A 17,143-nucleotide genomic window follows, 5' to 3' on the forward strand; every position below is an offset into this window, starting at 1 on the left:
GACTCACCCCGCCTTACGCACCAGGGCCCGGTGGGCCTGCTCGACCTCCGCGGCGACGTTCTCCTCGTTCACGGTGATCACTCTCCCACGCTCGACGACGGCTCGCCCGTTCACCAGAAGCAACTCCAGCGGCGGTGTGACTCCGAGTACGAGCGCCGCCACCGGATCGGTGATGCCGGAATGTGCGAGGGTGTCGACCCGCCACAATGCGAGGTCGGCCAGTTTGCCGGGCTCGAGAGTGCCGAGTTCGTCCTCCCTGCCGAGTACCCGGGCCCCGCCGCGCGTGGCGAGTTCGAGGGCGGTGCGCACCGTCATTTCTCCGGGGCCGCCGCGGGCTCGTGCGAACAGCACGGCGTGCCGGGCCTCCTCGAGCATGTTGCACGCCTCGTTGCTGGCGGCGCCGTCGACGCCGAGCCCCAGAGGAACTCCCGCCGCGTGGAGGTCCTTGGCGCGGGCGATCCCGGCGCCGAGGCGGGCATTGGACGTGGGGCAGTGGGCTGCCCCGGTGCCGGTGCCTGCCATCGCGGCGATCGCGACGTCGTCCAGGTGGACGGCATGCGCGTACCAGACGTCGGGGCCCACCCAGCCGAGTTGCTCCATGTACTGCACCGGGGTGCAGCCGAACCGCTCGTGGCAGAAGTATTGCTCGTCAAGGGTTTCCGCGAGATGGGTATGCAGCCGCACGCCTGCCGAACGGGCGAGGGCCGCGGCCTCGGTCAGGAGGTCGGCGGTGACGGAGAACGGCGAGCAGGGGGCCACCGCGATTCTCAGCATCGAGTCGGGAGCCGGGTCGTGCCAGCGGTCGATGACGTCCTGGGTGCCCTTCAGGACGTCCTCGAGACGCTCCACCACCGAATCCGGTGGCAGTCCGCCCTGGCTGTGGCCGAGGTCCATCGACCCTCGGCTGGGGTGGAAACGGAGCCCGACGATCTGCGCGGCCTCGATCTCGGCGCCGAACACGTCGCCGCCGTCGCGTGGCACGACGTAGTGGTGGTCCGTCGTGGTCGTGCAGCCGTGCTTCGCCAGCCAGGCGAGACCGCCGGTGGCCGCGGTCCGGACGGCGTCGGCGTCGATGCCCGCCCAGACTGGGTAGAGGGTGGTCAGCCAGCCGAACAGGGTGTCGTCGGCGGCGAGCCCACGGGTGATCCACTGGTACAGGTGATGGTGCGTGTTCACCAGCCCGGGGGTGAGCAGGCAACCCCGTCCGTCGACCACCCGCGCACCGTCGATCACGGGCGCGGGACCGGCACCGATGTCGACGATGCGATTGCCCCGCACGACGACATATCCGTCCGGGTACTCCGTGCCCGCCGCGTCGACAGTGGCGACGTACGCGCCGGAGACGACGACGGTGCCCGAGCCGGCATTCATCAGCTGAGCCAGCCCGCGTACGCCGACCATGCGGGCCCGGCGTCCGGGGCATCGGACCGCTGCACCGTCGCCTGGATCAGGCCGTAGGGGCGGTCGGCGGCGTGGAAGACCTCGTTGTCGTTCTCCACACCGAAGCGGGCGAGGTCGTGGGCGAAGTGATGCTTGTTGGGCGCGGACAGGCGCACTTCCGCGAGCACAGGGTAGCGCTCGAGGATCGCCTTGCCGATCTCGTACAGCGTCTGCTGGAGGGCGAGCGAGTGGACGGTTGCGAACGTCGCGACGATCTGCTCCTTGATGCCGGCGTAGACACCGTTCCAGTCCACGTCGGTGGTGACGAACCGCCATTGCACGACAAGCGAAGTCGCCATCACCCGATCGTGGGTCTCCTCGAGGATCGTGTACTCGTCCTTCAGGAATCCGAAGAACTCGCTGCCAGTGGACTTGAGGATCACCAGATCCTTCAGCCCGCCGACCACCCACGTGCCGTCGGCGTCGACGGTGATCGCCGCGGTGCGCACCTCTTCACCCTTGCGCACCCAGGTGTGGTCGTGCTCCGCTCCGTCGACCACCGCGCGCTGCCAGGCGTATTCCTCGATCTCGATGCGGGCGCCCTCGACCGGGGCCACGTCGTCCACGAAGTGCCGTGCCAGCGTCAGCCCGTACTCCTCGATGGAGTCGAGTCCCTTCTCCTTCGCGTAGGAGTACGCCGTCTGCTTCTGGGTGTCGGTGGGCAGCACCGAACTCTGGTCGCCGGCGAGATGCGCCGCCGAGAAGTCGCCTCGTAGGCAGGTCGACACACTCACGTCCCGGATCTCGTGCCGGGGGGTGTCGCGGTAGATCCGCACGATGCGGTTCTCGGCTTTGCCGTACTGGTTGTCGCCCAGGACGATAGCGCCGGTGAGGTCGGTCATTCTTCAGCTCCCGCGGTAGGTGGAATAGGCGAAGGGGGACAACAGCAACGGGACGTGGTAACCGCGCTGCGGGTCGTCGAGGACGAACGTGACGCACACCTCCGGGTAGAACGTCTCCTGGCCGCGGGCGGCGAAGTACTCGCCGGTCTCGAAGACCAGCGAATAGGTGGCCGCGATCAGACCCTCGGGCGCGATTTCGGCGATCCGGCCGTCCGCATCGGTCGACGCGCTCGCGATGACGTCGCGTTCAGGTGACAGCAGGTGAACGAACATCCCGGCCGCGGGTGTGCCGTCGGTGGCGTCGAGCACGTGGGTGCTGAGGATCTTGGACATCAGGGTGCCGTGTCTCCGATCTCGCCGAGAAGGCGTTCGAGGCGTATCCGGTTGATGGCGGCCAGCTCGGTCCGCAGGATCTTGCGCTCCGTGGCCCTGTCGTTGCCGAGGCGGTCGCGCAGCACGTCCAGTAGTTCCTGCGCCGACCGGCCGGACGCGCATACCAGGTAGACGTGCCCGAACTTCTGCTCGTACTCCTCGTTACCGGTCCGCAGGCGCGCGCGGACCTCGTCGTCGGCGGACGCGACCGCCGACTGTTCGCGAGCAGACGACGGGTTGTCGGCCCGGTCCCCGATCCTCGGGTGGCCGGCCAGAGCCGCGTCGATCTCGGACTCCGTCAGGTCGTAGAGAACGTTGTCGGCGGCGGTGTACAGCGAGTCGGCGGACGGGAACGGGCGGCCGGCGGCCATCCGCTGCGCCCACACCGTCGACGAGCAGCACTGCACGAGCAGATCGGCGGCCCGCGCGTCGCTCAGTGCGTTGAACGCGATCAGGCCGGGCGGTTCGGTCATGAGGGCTCCTCGCTCGTGCGCCTTTTCGGTACCTCTGGCTACCACTATGGCGCACCGGTGGCGGTCAATTCGGCGATAAGCCCCGCTTCGTCGACCCTGGTGCTGTGTCCGTCCCGGATCAGTACTTCGCCGTCGACCAGGACGGTGTCGACGATCTGCCGGCTCCCGGTGGTCAACAGTGTTGCCCCCGGGTCGCGGACCGGCAGGCAACCGAAGTCGCGCTCGAAGCGGATCAGGGTCAGGTCGGCTGCGCCGCCGACGGCCACACCGTCCGGGCGGGACGCGAAACCGAGATTCCCGTTCGCGCCGTTCGTCGCGAGGTCCATCATGGCGTCGAATCCGAACAGGTCGGCCGTCTTGCGGTGGGCCCGCTGCACGTAGGCGCCCATGCGCAGCGTTTCGAGCATGTCCTGGGTGTCGTTGCTGGCGGCGCCGTCGACGCCGAGCCCGACCGCGATGCCCGCCTCGAGCATCTCCGGGACGGGGGCGACGCCGCTGCCGAGACGCATGTTGCTCATCGGGTTGTACGAGACGGCCACACCGCGGCGGGCCAGCACCGCGTGCCCGTGGGCATCGAGTTCGCAGCAGTGCACGGCGAGCAATCGGTCCCACAGGAACCCGTTCGTGTCGAGATAGTCGACCGCGCCTGCGCCGGCATGCTCACGGCACATCACGTCGTCGGTGGGCGTCTCCAGCAGGTGGATCGACACCGTCATATCGCGTTCGCCGGCGAATTGCCGCACCGCTGCCATCCCCTCCGGGGTCAGCGATCGGGGATTCGGGACGGCCAGACCGACCGCGACGCGTGTGCCGTCGGCCTGCTTGACCAGCTGGTCGGTGTGCTCGAGCACCCCGGCCAGCGGCTGCAGCAGGCGCGGGTCGACGCCCCACTTGCGCGTTACGTCCGCCCGGTCCGCGACTCCGCGACCGAGGAGCGCCCGCACCCCGGTGTCCTCCAGGGCGCGCAGCACCGCGTCGTGCACGTCCGCAGACGGATGTGGCCACATGTGCTCGACCAGCGCCGTGGTGCCGCTGCGCAGGGCGTCGAGGCTCGCGGCGACCGCGGCCAGATACGCCCGCTCGGGGGTGATGATCGCGGATTCCTCACCGACGGTCAGTAGCCAGCTGAGCAGCGGCTGCCCCTCGCCGATGCCGCGCATCAACGACTGCTGCAGGTGGGTGTGGGTGTTGACGAATCCGGGCATCAGATATGCCCCCGCACCGTCGACGGCCGTGGCCCCCGACGGTGCCGGAGCGGTCGGGCGGATCTCGGTGATCAGACCGTCGGCGATCAGGACGTCGCGGTGCGGCAGCCAGCTGCCGTTGGAGTAGACGGTGACATCGGAAATCAGATCGGCATGCATCCGCATCCTCCATGGGTTCTCGGGAGTGCGGCTGGTTCGCGCCCGCCGGACACGGGTTCGCACATTGCTCGTTTCAGCCATGGGCAATGTGCCCCGAAATATAGCGGAATCGTGTTTCCATCAGATTTCCTGTGCAGAAACAGGTCTCGCGACAACCGAGGCGCAGAAGTCGACGAGTGCCGTGACCAGGGCCCCGCGCGCCGACAGTTGCGGGGCGTGATCGCTGTCCAGCGTCACCACCCGCGCGCCCGGCACCCGGTCCTGCATCGCACGCTGCGTCACGAGCGGCACCGAACGGTCGAGCGTCGCCTCCACGTACAGGCGGGGGACGGAGCCGAACCGCTCCGGCGTCCACGTCGGGGCCATGAGACGTGCAGTCTCGAGTTGCGGCAGCAGCTTTCGGGCAGCAGTGATCGCATCACCGGCCGACGCTTCGTGAAAGAACACGGCGGCCGCGGCTTCCGGCGGCACAATGGTCCCGGATCCGTCGGGGGTGGACTCCAGCCAGGCCGAGATCCCGACCGGTTCCGGCAGACGCAGGTCTGCGCAGAGGTCGCCGAAGTTGATTCCCGAGGGCAGCATCATTCCGGCGACGTACGCCACACCCGCGATCCGGTGCGGAAGGCGCTCGGCCACCTGGGTGGCCACGATGCCTCCTCCGGAGTGGCCGACCACGAACACGGGCCCGTCCAGCGAATCGATGTGTGCCACCGCCACATCCGTGACGTCATCCAGATCGGTTCGCGCGCCGTCCGGCCAGCTCCCCACGCCGGGAAGGGTGAGCGGGTGCGGCTCGTACCCGGTGTCGCGCAACGGCTCCAGAAGTGTGTCCCACACCCAGCTGCCCGCCCACGCGCCGTGAATCAATACGACGTGCCCACGGTTCACCGGGCGGCCGCCCGTTCTGCGGCGGCGAGAACCCGCTCGGTCTCCCGCCCCGCTGCGGTGTTCTTCTTGCCGTGACGGGAACCCGCCAGTTTCGCCTTGATGTGCTCACGGACCGTCACCGGCGCGTACCCGTCGTCGGCGTTTTCGCACAGTCCCGGCAGGGTCGCGATCACCGCGTCGACGTTGCCGTCGTGGAAGAACGCCGCCGATCGGCGGCGCGTGATCGTTCCGTCGACGACGGGCGGAGTAACCCGGTGCAGCGTCGACATCCACCGGTCGTTCGTGAGCCGGGCGGTGAGGTCGCCGAGGTTGACGAGCAGTGCGCCTTCCGCGGGGCTCACATCGTGCCAGCGCTCGTCGCGTCCGAGGACCTGCAGCCCGGCCACCCGGTCGGCCCACAGCACCGTGACCAGTCCGAAGTCGGTGTGCTCACCCATGCCGGTCAGTTCGCCGTCCAGGGTGACACTGCCTTCCGGCAGCGCGTAGTTGTTCATGCGGAGGACGTCGATGGAATGGTCGGTCAGGGCGGTGAAGAAACCCGGATCGAGCCCAAGGGCGTCGGCGAAGATCCGCGTCAGGGTGCGGGCGACGCGTTCGCCGTGCGCGTAGTACTCCTGGACGGAGTCGGTGAAGGAGGGCACCTCGGGCCACACGTTCAGTCCGTAGTCGGCCTCGGACAGGTCCAGGTCCGGGAACGACCGGGCCTCCGTTCCGACGTTGTAGGCCTCGAAGAAGTCGTTCATCCGGGTGGCCGATTCGACGCCCAGACTCAGGCTGAGCGACTCGCTCTTCGGCGGGCTGTACCCGCGGTTGGCGCCCTCCACGCGATACGTCTTCTTCGTCTCCAGGGGCAGCGCGAAGAAGTCGTCGACGGCGCCGGCGAGTCCCGCGATCACCGGTTCGGGGATGCCGTGACCGAGGATCTGGATGAATCCGACGGTGGCGCAGGCCGAGTCGATTTCGCGCGCCACCCGGGCGCGTTCCGTGTCGGACCCGCCGGTCACGTACGGGGTGATGTCGATGACGGGGACGTCGAACGGCTCAGGCACGGGCGGCAACATGCGGCTCCTCGGAGGTCGGGGGAACGGGGTCGGCCGCAATGACGGGTGCGGAGGCGGCGCGCGCGGCGGCGCCGATCCGGGTGTGGTTGAACAGCAGGTTCAGGGAGAACGCGGAGATGGCGGCGAGTGTGATGCCGCTGCCGAGCAGGATCTGGGCGGACGAGTTGAAGTGCTCGAACATGCCCTCGGCGAACTCGGGGAGCAGGCCGATGCCCACCGACACCGCGACGATGGTGGTGTTGATCCGGTCGCTGAGATCCACCTTGCGGAGGGTGTTCATCCCCACCACCGCGACCGTCGAGAACAGGATGATGCCGACACCGCCGACGACCGGCGCGGGCAGGGCCGCGACGACGGTGCCCATCTTCGGGATCAGTCCGAGGACGATCAGGATCGCACCGCTGGTGGCCGTCACGTACCGGCTGTGGACGCGGGTGGTGGCGACGGCTCCGACGTTCTGCGTGAAGATCGTGTCGACGAACGCGTTGAAGATGCCGCCGAGTACGCCGGACAGCGCATCGCCGACGAGGCCGCGGGCCACGTCGCCCTTGGTGAGCGGCTTTCCGGTGATCTCGCCGAGGGCCAGCATGCTCGCCGTCGACTCCGCGAACACCACGGCCATCACGATGCTCATCGCCACCACCGCCGTGATCGGGAACTCCGGTGCCCGAAGTGGAACGGGGCGGTGATGCCGAACCAGGGGCTGCCGGAGACGCCGCCCAAGTCGATCAGGCCCATCGGAATCGCGACGAGCGTGCCGATCACGAGGGCGAGGAGCACGCCGAGTTGGGTCCAGATCCCGCGGCCGAGGCAGAGGAAGGCGATCGCGACGAGCACGACGACACCGGCGAGCATGATGTTGCCGGGATCTGCGAAAGTGTCTGCCGTCGGATCGTTTCCGACGATCAGGCCGGCGGCGACGCCGATCAGGGAGATGCCGACGACGGTCAGGACGACACCGGTGACCAGCGGTGGGAAGAACCGGATCAGCCGCGCGAAGGGTACGGCGAGGGCGAGTCCGACGAGGCCGCCTGCGAGCATCGAGCCGTACACCGCCTGCAGTCCGTATTCCTCGGCGATGAGGATCATCGGAGTCAGCCCGGCGAACGTGGCGCCGCAGACGATCGGCAGCCGTGCGCCCGCCAGCTTCCCCACTCCGAGGCTCTGGATGATCGTGATGATGCCGGCGATCAGAAGGTCGGCGCTGATCAGCAACGCGACGGTGGACTTGTCGAGTCCTACTGCGGCACCGAAGACCAGCGGAACGGTGATGCAGCCGGTGTACATGATGAGCACGTGCTGCAGACCGAAGGCCGCCTGCCGCACCAAGGGCAGGCGCTGGTCGACTGCGTGGAAGGACATGGGTCGATCTCCGTCCGAGTGAAGGGAGCGTTCGAGTTCACGTTCTATTGAGCACGCCAATCTTTACTAAGCAGGGTCAATTTCGTTTCGTCCGTGTTATCAGTCGCGGATTCCGCGAAACACGGTGCTAGCGTTCGCCTCATGGACGAGGATCAACACCTACTGGCCGTCGCCATCGGCACCGCGATCAGATCGGCCCGGCGAGACGCGGGACTGACCCTGCGCGATGTGGCGGCCAAAACGGGACTGTCGCAGCCGTTCCTGAGTCAGGCCGAGAACGGCCACTCGGTGCCGAGCGTCATGAATCTGCACCGGGTGGCCCAGGTGCTGGGAACCACGGCACACGCCCTGCTCGAACAGGGCGCGCGGACGCCGACCAGCCTCGTGCGCAGCCGCGAGGGCAGACGCTTCGCGCTGTCGGACGGCGCCGTGCTCCGCTTCTGCTCCACGGGCGTGCGCGCGATGGAACCGAACGAGGTGACAGCGCAACCGGGTTCGCAGGCCGGCGAGCACACCGAACACGCCGGCGAGGAGTTCATCTACGTCATCGACGGCAGCGTGCGCGTGGAAGTGGGCGTCGAGGAGAGTTACGTGCTCGACAAGGGAGACACTCTGTACTACCCGGCCACCGTGCCGCACCGGTGGTTCAACGACGCCGCGGAACCGGCACGGTTCCTCATCACGAGCACCCCGCCGTCCTTCTGACCGTCAGCGGCCGAAACCCTCGAGCAGTCCGGTGTACTTCTTGGGCAGGGGAGCCGCGAACTCTCCGCCCGCGCCGGTTCGCAAACCGAGCGTCACGAGGGACTGCACCATGAGGGTGGCCGCCGCCACGCCGTCGACGACCGGCACCCCGAGTTCCGCTGAGATGACGGCGCACAGGTCCGCCATGCCTGCGCACCCCAGCACGATCCCGTCCGAACCGTCCCGGTCGAGGGCGACGCGGCAGGCCTCGGTGATCACCTTCACCGCGTCCGGATCGCGGTCGAGGTCGAGGACGGCGATCTCGCACGCGTGCACACCGAGGCAGAAGCGTTGCATCCCATACCGTTCGGCCAGTTCCCAGGCCCGGCCCCGGGTTCGTCCCAGCGTCGTGACGACGCTGAACCCGCGGCCGAGGAAGCTCGCGGCGTGCATGGCCGCCTCGGCGATCCCGAGGACGGGCCCGGAGGCCAGCTCACGGGCGGCGTCGAGGCCGGGGTCGCCGAAGCAGGCGATCACGTAGCCGTCCACGCCGGCCGCCTCGCCACGTGCGATCTCCTCGAGAAGCCCGGGGACGCTGAGTGCTTCGTCGTAATGGCTCTCGATCGACGCGGGACCCATCTGCGGGCTCACCGCCTCGACGAGCGTCCCCGGCCCCGCGACGGAGCGCGCGCAGTCGCCGATCTTGTCGGTCATCGACTGGGTGGTATTGGGATTGATGATCTTGATGTGCACGTTCGTCGACCTACGCTTCGATCGGGGCCGTGCGATTCGCACGGCGGGCGCCGGCGGACAACCCGAGGTAGCAGACGAATCCGACACCCATGCCGAGGAACCACGAGTACTGGGCCGCACCCGCCATGCCCCAGACGTCGAGTCCGAACGGCTGGGCCTTGAGGATCACGGGAATCATCGCGACCAGGGCTCCGATGACGGTGGAGATGATCGCCGCCGGGTTGTAACCCTTCTTGTACCAGTATGTTCCGCTCTCGGACATGGTGAACATGTCGTCCAGGATCACCCGCTGCCTGCGCACCAGGTAGTAGTCCGCGATGAGGATTCCGAACAGCGGTCCGATGAATGCCCCCAGCGTCTCGAGCGTGTAGTGGATCACCTCGGGGTTGTTGTACAGGTTCCACGGTGTGATCAGGACGGATCCGACGGCGGCGATCATTCCGCCCGTACGCCAGCTGATGCGCTGCGGGCTGACGTGGGAGAAGTCGAAGGCCGGGGAGACGAAGTTGGCGACGATGTTGATCCCGATGGTGGCGACGATGAAGGTGAGGAGGCCGAGGACGACGGCGAACAGGTTGTCCATCTGCGCGACCGTCTCGACGGGATCGGTGATCAGACGGCCGTACACGGGCAGGGTCGCGGAGGCGGTGACGACGGTGAGGATCGAGAAGAACAGGAAGTTCACCGGGAGGCCGAGGAAGTTGCCGCGCTTGACCGCGCCGAACGTCTTGCCGTACCGGGAGAAGTCGCCGAAGTTGAGCATCGGGCCCGAGAAGTACGACACGACAAGGGCGATCGCGCCCAGCACCACAGGCACAGCGGACCAGCCGGTGTAGTTCACCTCGCCGAGGTTCAGGCTGATGTTCGACCATCCGGCCTCGCTGATCAGATAGATCGCGAGCATCAGCATCACCACGTAGACCGCGGGACCGCAGAAGTCGATGAACTTGCGGATGCTCTCCATGCCGCGCCAGAAGACCAGCGCCTGCAGCACCCACATCGTCATGAACCCGGCCCAGCCGAGCGCCGACAGTCCCAGGAATCCGTGCTCGTGCACGTCCGCCCAGGGCGCCAGACCCGGCCAGATCTTCAGGCCGAGGATCACGAACGCATGCGACGCCAGGTACGTCTGGATTCCGTACCAGGCCACCGCGATGAGGCCGCGGATGATGGCCGGGACGTTGGCGCCGAGAACGCCGAAGGCGCTGCGGCACATGACCGGGTAGGGGACACCGGTGACCTGGCTGGGCTTGGCCACCAGGTTCGCGAACACGTTGACGATCGCGATGCCGACCACCAGCGCGACGAGGACCTGCCAGCTGGTCAGCCCGAGCGCGAACAGGCTGCCCGCGGTGACGTAGCCGCCGACGCTGTGCACGTCGGACATCCAGAACGCGAAGATGTTGTAGGACGACCACGACTGCGTCTTCAGCGGCGCGAGATCGTCGTTGGTGAGTCTCGGGTGATAGCCGGGCTTGATCAGCCCGGCGCCGGCCAGGTGTGCACCGGGGACGGTTTCCCCCTCGTTGGAGGGCGCTGTCTGAGTCATCGTTTTGCTCCCTGGTGCAGTACGGACACGACTGCGTCGACGTAAGGGTGCCTCGGTGAAAAGCACACCACCGAAGTGCTGGGAGCAAAAGTAGTTTTCGGATATTTCCTGCCTGTGACGGCGAAGATATATTCTCGCCGGCGCCGGTGCGAGCTGAGAATATATCTTGCCGGACGGCTTACCCGGGCGTGTCCCGGAAGATTCCGGTGTCCGTGGGGAGGGCGGCGATCACCGTGTCGAGTTGTTCGTTGTGCCGGTCGGTGGCCGCCTTCAACGCGGCGGCGTCGCGGGCGAGGAACGCCGCCAGCATGTCCCGGTGCCCGAGGTGGAGCTGCAGCCGCGCCGGCGTCCCGACCTGCGACATCGGCTGCACCGGCTCGGTGATGTTCCACGCCGATTCGAACATGTGCAGCAGTCGCTGCATCCGGCAGGGCGACGCCAGGGCCAGGTGGAAGTTGCGGCTCTCCCGGTGGTACGCGGTCAGATCGTCCTCGAGAACCGAGCGGTCGAGTGCCGCGTACGTCTCCCGGGCCCGGGCGTCGTCGGCCTCGTCGGCGAGGGTGATCGCCACGGAGTGCGCCGCCGACTCGAGGACGCCCCGCACCAGGTAGAGCTCCTCGAGTTCGTCGACGGTCAGCCGGGCGACCGTGTACCCGGCGTTGGCCCGGTGGTCGACGAGCCCCTCGCCGATCAGCGTCTTCAGCGACTCCCGGATCGGGATACGGCTGACGCCGAAGTGCTCGGCCACCTCGTCCACCGGGATCGGGGTGCCGGGCGGGGCGCCGCCGCTGAGGATCACCCGGCGCAACTCCTCCAGGATCACGGTCTGAGAGCTGCCGGGATCTCGGTTGGCCAGGTTCGTGACCAGCATCGACGGTCGTCGCGGGGGCATCGGTCCGTCCTCAGGCGGGGTGTACGGCGCGCCAGTGGCGGGCGATCTCGATGCGCCGGGCGACCCACACGTCGTCGTGGGACTGCACGTGATCGAGGAAACGCTCCAGCGCCGCGGTGCGGGCGGGCCTGCCGACGATGCGGCAGTGCAGACCCACGGACAGCATCTTCGGCGCCCCGGCCGTTCCCTCCGCGTACAGGACGTCGAAGGCGTCCCGCAGGTGCGCGAAGAACTGCTCGCCGCTCGGGAAACCGCCGGGCGACGCGAACCGCATGTCGTTGGTGTCGAGGGTGTACGGCACCACCAGGTGGTCGACGAGGCCCTTCCCGGGGGCATCGACCTTTACCCAGTACGGGAGGTCGTCGGCGTAAGAATCGGAGTCGTACTCGAAGCCGCCGTGCTCGACGACCAGCTGCCGGGTGAGCGGGGAGTCGCGGCCGGTGTACCAGCCCAGCGGTGCCTCGCCGGTGAGGTCGCGCAGGATCTCCACGGCCTCGGCCAGGTCCTTGCGCTCGGCGTCCTCGTCGGAGAGTTGGTACGACTTCCACCACAGACCGTGGCAGGCGATCTCGTGTCCGAGTTCGCGAAAGGCACTGACGGCCTCGGGGTTCCGCTGCATCGCCTTCGCCACCGCGAAGATCGTGAGTGGAAGCCCTCGTCGCTCGAACGCCCGGAGCACGCGCCACAGTCCGGCGCGGGACCCGTATTCGTAGATCGATTCCATGCTCATGTGCCGGTTCGGGAACGGCTGGGCCCCGACCATCTCGGACAGGAACGTCTCCGACGCCTCGTCGCCGTGGAGCACGTTGTTCTCGGCGCCCTCCTCGTAGTTGAGGACGAACTGGACGGCGATCTTCGCGCCGCCCGGCCACTGCGGATCGGGCGGGTGCTGCCCGTATCCGACCAGGTCGCGTGGGTAGCTGGAGTCGAAACCGTGGGTCATGATGCCAAGCCTGCCCGACCGGCCTCGGTCAGGGAACCCCACAGGCGTAACCGCGCCGTGCCGCCGTCCCGTTCGCGGACGCTCGCCTCGCCCGGGGGCGGACTGTGGAACCTGGGCGCGGTCAAGGTGTTCGGGCTCACGGGTGCGGCTACCTCCTGATCGGCGTGGGGGCAAGTGTAGGGCGTCGGAGTGGGTGCTGCGGGCGGTCCTCGTGCGCGGCGAGGTGCTCAGCTCCGCGGAACCACCGCCCGGGTGAGGAGGTCGCGCAGGGTGTCCACCGTGCATCCGGGGGCCTGCGCGCGGACGGCGTCCTCGTCGAACGCGCCGCACGCCAGTCCCCGCAGGATCACCGTCGCGAGGGCCTGTGCGGTCGCCGGTTCGTCCATCACCCCGCCACCCTGGCGGTCGAGGTACGCCTGCACGCGGGTGGCCGCGGCGGGCAGCGCGGCGCGGTAGAAGTCGAACGTCGCGAGCCAGCGGGTGATCAGGTGCCCGGGATGCATGTCCCATCCCTGGTAGTACCCGCGTTCGAGCGAGCGGGTGACGAGTCGGTAGTGCCGGGCCAGCGCGGCGCGGATCTCCTCGTCGCTGCCCTGCGGGATGACCTGGGTGGATCCGTCGCACACCCACACCCCGGTCTGGGCCGCCGCCACCAGCATCACGGACTTGGCGTGGTCGGCCACCGGGTGCTCGAGCGACTGGAACCGGGACGCGATTCCGCAGGCCGCGCTGTAGTCGTAAGTGCCGTAGTGCAATCCGGTGCAGCGCCCGTCCGCGAGGTGTATGGCCTTCGCGACGGTCACGGTGCCGTCGGGTCCGAGCACGGCCTGCGGGCTCTCGATCTGCAACTCGAAGAGCAGCGACCTGTCAGGGAGCCCGTACGCGCGCTCGAGTTCCTCGCACAACGCGACGACGGCGGTGACCTGCTGGGCCGCACGCAGTTTCGGCACCGTGAACACGAAACCGTCGGGAACCCCACCCGCGCCTTCGAGGACGAGTTCGAGCGTCCGGATCCCGCGGCGGCGCTCGTGCGGGGCCAGACCCTTCGCGCGGATGCCCAGCGACCGCGGGCCGGACGGGTCGGACGAGAGCAGTCGCAGCGTGCGCCCTGCCTCCAGTGCGGCCGCGTCCTCGACGTCGTCGCTCCGCCAGCCGTAGCCGTCCTCGAAATCGATCCGCAGATCCATGATCGGACGGTGCTCGAGCATCGTGCGGACGTCGGGAAGCGCACCGGTCGTTCCGATTTCGGACAGCGCATTCGAGTGCCTGTCCAGCAGTTCGACAGCCTGCTCACCCCACACCCTCGGGGTGTCCGGTCCGGCGTCCGCCGCACTCACGTAGACGGTGTGGACTGGCTGCGGTTGCTGCCGATCACCCGGAAAGGCGTCCGCGAGGTCGGTGTCGACGGGATCGAGGAGTGCGTCGACGCGGTCGAAACCGCTGTCGGGGAGACGGCTGAGGTACTGGGGGTTCACGCCACGATCTTGGCAGAAACGCGGGATCCTCGTCGTCCGCACCGTGCCGGGTGGCATTCCTTCAGGACGTCACACCACGCAGATACGATTCGACGGCGTGGGCCAGCTGTCGCACGCTGCGTTCGGTGCCGGGCTCGATGCCGTCGAGTGACCGGGCTCCTGCGAAACGGTCGAAGACCAGGCCTTCGACGACGCTGACGAAGTCCGCGCCCGCGTTCTCGGGGTCGGCGACGCCGAGGGCGTCGAACAATTCGGTGGCGCGGGCACGGGAGAACAGGCACGTCGCGAGGAGTGCGTGCAGTTCGGCGTCGCCGGACAGTTCGACGGTCAGCGCGTGCCGCGCGACGACGTCGTCGTGGCGGGTGTGCAGCAGCCGGTCCAGCGACCGGGCCACGCCCTCGGCGACGGATGCGAGGTCGAGTGGTGGGGCCGTCGTGGTCGCGAATTCCTGCCGCGAGCGTTCGGCGAGCCGGCGCACGGCGGATTCGATCAGGGCTCGCCGGGTGCGGAAGTAGTAGGACGTGGACCCGCCCGGCAGATCCAGTGCGCGGTCGACGGCCCGATGCGTCAGCGCGCGGATGCCCTCGCGCGCGATGATCGTGATCGCCGCGTCGGCTATCTGCTCACGCCGCTCGGGCACGGTGTCTTCCTCCTCACATCGGCTTGTCGCCCGAGACTCTACATTCGTAGTGTTTCCTCTGTGGATGTAGAGGTTCTGTTGGACGACGCGCAGCGCGCGGCCGCGGCCGTCCTGCACGAGACCGCCGAGGGCCTGGGGCAGGGGAAGCCCGGAGTTCGCGGCGTGTACCTGTGGGGGCCCGTCGGACGTGGCAAGACGTGGTTGATGGACCGTTTCTACGGGTCGGCCGCGGTCCCGAAGCGGCGCGTGCACTTTCACTCGTTCTTCCGCCGACTCCACGCCGACGCGCACGCGCTGAGGTCCATCGACCTCGCGATCGACGCGGCACTCGGGGATGTCCGGCTGCTGTGCTTCGACGAGTTCCACCTGCACGACGTCGGGGACGCGATGCTGGTCGCGCGACTGCTGAAGGTCCTGTTCACCCGCGGGATCACGCTGGTCGCCACATCGAACTATCCACCGGACGGGCTGTTGCCGAATCCGCTGTTCCATCACCTGTTCGCGCCGTCGATCGCCGTGCTGGAACAGAATCTGACCGTCGTGCGGGTGGCCGGTCCCGTCGACTACCGCACCGTGGCCACGGCGGACGCCGGGTTCGCTTCCGGACGTTTCGTCCGTGCCTCCGACACCGAGCCTCCGGCACTGTCCGAGCGCGTCGCCTTGACCGTCGGGACCCGCACGGTGACGGCCTCCGCGGTGCGGGACCGCACGGTCTGGTTCGAGTTCGTGGTGCTGTGCGGCACCCCGACCGCACCCGCCGACTACCTCGACCTGTCCGAGCGGTTCGGATGCTGGGTGGTCACCGGTGTGCCCCGATTGCGGGAGGCAGGCGTGGAGACCGTGCGGCGGTTCGCGAACGTCGTCGACGTGCTGTACGACCGGGGAACCGCGCTGACCCTGGTGGCCGAAGCCTCGTGGGACGACGTGTTCGCCGGGCTCGACGACACCCTCGACTTCGACCGGCTGGTGAGCAGGCTGTCGACGCTGAGCCGGTGACCACCGAGGCAGACCCGTACGTGGGTCTGCCTCGGTGAATCGATCAGACGTACCGGCTGTACGCGGGGAGGTCCAGCTGGCCGTTGCCGGACAGTCCGATGACCACGACCTCCGGCTCGGTGACCGTGCGGGCGTGCTCGATGGCCGCGGCCACGGCGTGCGTGGATTCCGGCGCCGGGATGATGCCTTCCGCGCGGGCGAAGAGCAGGCCCGCGGCGAGTGCGTCGTCCTGTTCGATCGCGGTCGCCTCCATCAGCCCGAGGGCGACGGCGTGCGAGACCATCGGCGACATGCCGTGGTACCGCAGGCCACCCGCGTGGATGGCGGGCGGAACGAAGTCGTTGCCCAGCGTGTACATCTTCAACAGCGGCGTCAGACCGGCGACGTCGCCGAAGTCGTAGCGGTATTCGCCCTGCGTCAGCGACGGGCACGCCGCAGGCTCGCAGGCGACGAGGCGGGTGGTGGTGCCCTCGCGCAGATTGCGACCCAGGAACGGGAAGGTCAGGCCCGCGAGATTGGAACCGCCGCCGGCGCAACCGAATACCGTGTGCGCGACAGGCTCACCCGCCTCCTCCAGCTGGACCATCGCTTCCTGGCCGATCACGGTCTGGTGGAGCATGACGTGGTTGAGGACGCTGCCCAGCGAGTAGTGCGCGCCGGGATCGTTGGCGGCCACCTCGACGGCCTCGCTGATCGCCATGCCCAGCGAACCCGTGGTGTCGGGATGCTCGGCCAGGATGGCCCGGCCGGCTTCGGTGAGGTCGGACGGCGACGGATGACAGATGCCGCCGTAGGCCTCCATCTGGAGTCGACGGTACGGCTTGGCGTCGAACGAGGCGCGAACCTGCCAGACCTCCACCTCGAGGCCGAGCAGGGCGCCGGCGAACGACAGCGACGCGCCCCACTGACCCGCGCCGGTCTCGGTGGTGAGCTTGGTGGTGCCCTCGAGTGCGTTGTAATAGGCCTGTGCCACAGCCGTGTTCGGCTTGTGCGATCCGACCGGGCTGACACCCTCGTACTTGTAGTAGATCCGTGCCGGTGTGCCGAGCACCCGCTCGAGGCGGCGTGCGCGCACCAGCGGCGACGGCCGCCACATGCCGTAGATCTCGCGGACCGTCTCGGGGATCTCGATGTACCGTTCCGTCGCGACCTCCTGCTCGATCAGGCTCGCGGGGAACAGTGGTGCCAGGTCTTCCGGTCCGAGCGGCTCACGTGTGCCGGGATGCAGATGCGGCGGAACGGGTTCCGGAAGATCGGCAGCAAGGTTGTACCAGTGCGTGGGTACGGCCGAGGGGACCGCAACCCCCAAAGGTTCCAGCGATCGCGCCAGGTCGGCTCCGGTTACCGGGGACGTGGTCAAGTAAAACTCCTTCGTGGATGGATACGTCCCGAACATGCTGCGCTGTCCG

Annotated in this window: 16 protein-coding genes and 1 pseudogene; 2 read left to right on the forward strand and 15 right to left on the reverse strand. The window is 68.4% G+C overall.

What is annotated here, in order from left to right; all coding sequences use genetic code 11:
* Window positions 1-3: 3 nt before the first annotated feature.
* The 8 genes and pseudogenes from ACLIVD_RS04265 to ACLIVD_RS04300 all read right to left on the reverse strand — a co-directional run bounded on the left by ACLIVD_RS04265 (window position 4) and on the right by ACLIVD_RS04300 (window position 7,802).
* Window positions 4-1,371, reverse strand: a complete 1,368-nt coding sequence (locus ACLIVD_RS04265) for an 8-oxoguanine deaminase (protein WP_491932846.1) — start codon at window positions 1,369-1,371, stop codon at window positions 4-6.
* On the reverse strand, window positions 1,371-2,282 hold the full coding sequence (gene pucL, locus ACLIVD_RS04270; protein ID WP_037242142.1) for a factor-independent urate hydroxylase: 912 nt from the start codon (window positions 2,280-2,282) through the stop codon (window positions 1,371-1,373). The genes ACLIVD_RS04265 and pucL overlap by 1 nt, the downstream gene beginning before the upstream one ends.
* A 3-nt stretch (window positions 2,283-2,285) precedes the next feature.
* Window positions 2,286-2,615 carry a hydroxyisourate hydrolase gene (uraH, locus tag ACLIVD_RS04275; RefSeq protein WP_005568751.1) on the reverse strand — a complete coding sequence of 110 codons (330 nt, stop codon included), beginning with the start codon at window positions 2,613-2,615 and terminating at the stop codon, window positions 2,286-2,288.
* Entirely contained in the window at window positions 2,615-3,127 is a 513-nt protein-coding gene (uraD, locus tag ACLIVD_RS04280; RefSeq protein WP_491931999.1) for a 2-oxo-4-hydroxy-4-carboxy-5-ureidoimidazoline decarboxylase, read from the reverse strand. The genes uraH and uraD overlap by 1 nt, the downstream gene beginning before the upstream one ends.
* 44 nt (window positions 3,128-3,171) lie before the next feature.
* Window positions 3,172-4,491 (reverse strand): amidohydrolase family protein, encoded by a 1,320-nt coding sequence (locus tag ACLIVD_RS04285; RefSeq protein ID WP_283334910.1) that lies wholly within the window; start codon window positions 4,489-4,491, stop codon window positions 3,172-3,174.
* Window positions 4,492-4,611: 120 nt separating this feature from the next.
* A complete protein-coding gene (locus ACLIVD_RS04290; protein WP_477951956.1) occupies window positions 4,612-5,379 on the reverse strand; it encodes an alpha/beta fold hydrolase in 768 nt (255 codons plus the stop codon).
* On the reverse strand, window positions 5,376-6,440 hold the full coding sequence (locus tag ACLIVD_RS04295; RefSeq protein ID WP_491932000.1) for an isopenicillin N synthase family dioxygenase: 1,065 nt from the start codon (window positions 6,438-6,440) through the stop codon (window positions 5,376-5,378). Before ACLIVD_RS04295 ends, ACLIVD_RS04290 begins: the two co-directional genes overlap by 4 nt.
* Window positions 6,421-7,802: pseudogene (locus tag ACLIVD_RS04300) on the reverse strand (uracil-xanthine permease family protein). Before ACLIVD_RS04300 ends, ACLIVD_RS04295 begins: the two are co-directional and overlap by 20 nt.
* A 141-nt stretch (window positions 7,803-7,943) precedes the next feature.
* Here ACLIVD_RS04300 and ACLIVD_RS04305 point away from each other — a divergent pair.
* A complete protein-coding gene (locus tag ACLIVD_RS04305) occupies window positions 7,944-8,507 on the forward strand; it encodes a helix-turn-helix domain-containing protein (RefSeq protein ID WP_280779044.1) in 564 nt (187 codons plus the stop codon).
* Window positions 8,508-8,510: 3 nt separating this feature from the next.
* On the opposite strand, the gene ACLIVD_RS04310 is transcribed toward ACLIVD_RS04305, so the two are convergent.
* The 6 genes from ACLIVD_RS04310 to ACLIVD_RS04335 all read right to left on the reverse strand — a co-directional run bounded on the left by ACLIVD_RS04310 (window position 8,511) and on the right by ACLIVD_RS04335 (window position 14,738).
* Window positions 8,511-9,239, reverse strand: a complete 729-nt coding sequence (locus ACLIVD_RS04310; RefSeq protein WP_105420930.1) for an aspartate/glutamate racemase family protein — start codon at window positions 9,237-9,239, stop codon at window positions 8,511-8,513.
* Between the two features lie 10 nt (window positions 9,240-9,249).
* Complete coding sequence (locus tag ACLIVD_RS04315) at window positions 9,250-10,788, reverse strand: NCS1 family nucleobase:cation symporter-1 (RefSeq protein ID WP_283334906.1); 1,539 nt, start codon at window positions 10,786-10,788, stop codon at window positions 9,250-9,252.
* A gap of 178 nt (window positions 10,789-10,966) precedes the next feature.
* On the reverse strand, window positions 10,967-11,680 hold the full coding sequence (locus tag ACLIVD_RS04320; protein ID WP_283354697.1) for a GntR family transcriptional regulator: 714 nt from the start codon (window positions 11,678-11,680) through the stop codon (window positions 10,967-10,969).
* 10 nt (window positions 11,681-11,690) lie between these two features.
* Window positions 11,691-12,623, reverse strand: coding sequence for an allantoinase PuuE (puuE, locus tag ACLIVD_RS04325; RefSeq protein WP_105420936.1), 933 nt, complete (start codon window positions 12,621-12,623; stop codon window positions 11,691-11,693).
* Window positions 12,624-12,850: 227 nt separating this feature from the next.
* Window positions 12,851-14,098, reverse strand: a complete 1,248-nt coding sequence (locus ACLIVD_RS04330; protein ID WP_105420938.1) for a DUF6986 family protein — start codon at window positions 14,096-14,098, stop codon at window positions 12,851-12,853.
* A 61-nt stretch (window positions 14,099-14,159) separates the two neighbouring features.
* Window positions 14,160-14,738: a TetR/AcrR family transcriptional regulator gene (locus ACLIVD_RS04335; protein ID WP_491932001.1), complete on the reverse strand. Its 579-nt coding sequence runs from the start codon at window positions 14,736-14,738 to the stop codon at window positions 14,160-14,162.
* A 78-nt stretch (window positions 14,739-14,816) separates the two neighbouring features.
* Here ACLIVD_RS04335 and zapE point away from each other — a divergent pair, with 78 nt between their 5' ends.
* On the forward strand, window positions 14,817-15,734 hold the full coding sequence (zapE, locus tag ACLIVD_RS04340; protein ID WP_491932847.1) for a cell division protein ZapE: 918 nt from the start codon (window positions 14,817-14,819) through the stop codon (window positions 15,732-15,734).
* Window positions 15,735-15,777: 43 nt separating this feature from the next.
* Here the strand turns inward: zapE and ACLIVD_RS04345 are convergent, their stop codons facing one another.
* Window positions 15,778-17,094, reverse strand: a complete 1,317-nt coding sequence (locus tag ACLIVD_RS04345; RefSeq protein WP_491932002.1) for a TrpB-like pyridoxal phosphate-dependent enzyme — start codon at window positions 17,092-17,094, stop codon at window positions 15,778-15,780.
* Window positions 17,095-17,143 lie beyond the last annotated feature (49 nt).

The sequence above is a fragment of the Rhodococcus sp. G6(2025) genome, from assembly GCF_058628105.1.

Coding starts and splice junctions, on each gene's coding strand:
- ACLIVD_RS04265 (WP_491932846.1), bottom strand. CDS start 1,371: ATGAATGCCGGCTCGGGCACCGTCGTCGTCTCCGGCGCGTACGTCGCC.
- pucL (WP_037242142.1), bottom strand. CDS start 2,282: ATGACCGACCTCACCGGCGCTATCGTCCTGGGCGACAACCAGTACGGC.
- uraH (WP_005568751.1), bottom strand. CDS start 2,615: ATGTCCAAGATCCTCAGCACCCACGTGCTCGACGCCACCGACGGCACA.
- uraD (WP_491931999.1), bottom strand. CDS start 3,127: ATGACCGAACCGCCCGGCCTGATCGCGTTCAACGCACTGAGCGACGCG.
- ACLIVD_RS04285 (WP_283334910.1), bottom strand. CDS start 4,491: ATGCATGCCGATCTGATTTCCGATGTCACCGTCTACTCCAACGGCAGC.
- ACLIVD_RS04295 (WP_491932000.1), bottom strand. CDS start 6,440: ATGTTGCCGCCCGTGCCTGAGCCGTTCGACGTCCCCGTCATCGACATC.
- ACLIVD_RS04305 (WP_280779044.1), top strand. CDS start 7,944: ATGGACGAGGATCAACACCTACTGGCCGTCGCCATCGGCACCGCGATC.
- ACLIVD_RS04315 (WP_283334906.1), bottom strand. CDS start 10,788: ATGACTCAGACAGCGCCCTCCAACGAGGGGGAAACCGTCCCCGGTGCA.
- ACLIVD_RS04320 (WP_283354697.1), bottom strand. CDS start 11,680: ATGCCCCCGCGACGACCGTCGATGCTGGTCACGAACCTGGCCAACCGA.
- puuE (WP_105420936.1), bottom strand. CDS start 12,623: ATGACCCACGGTTTCGACTCCAGCTACCCACGCGACCTGGTCGGATAC.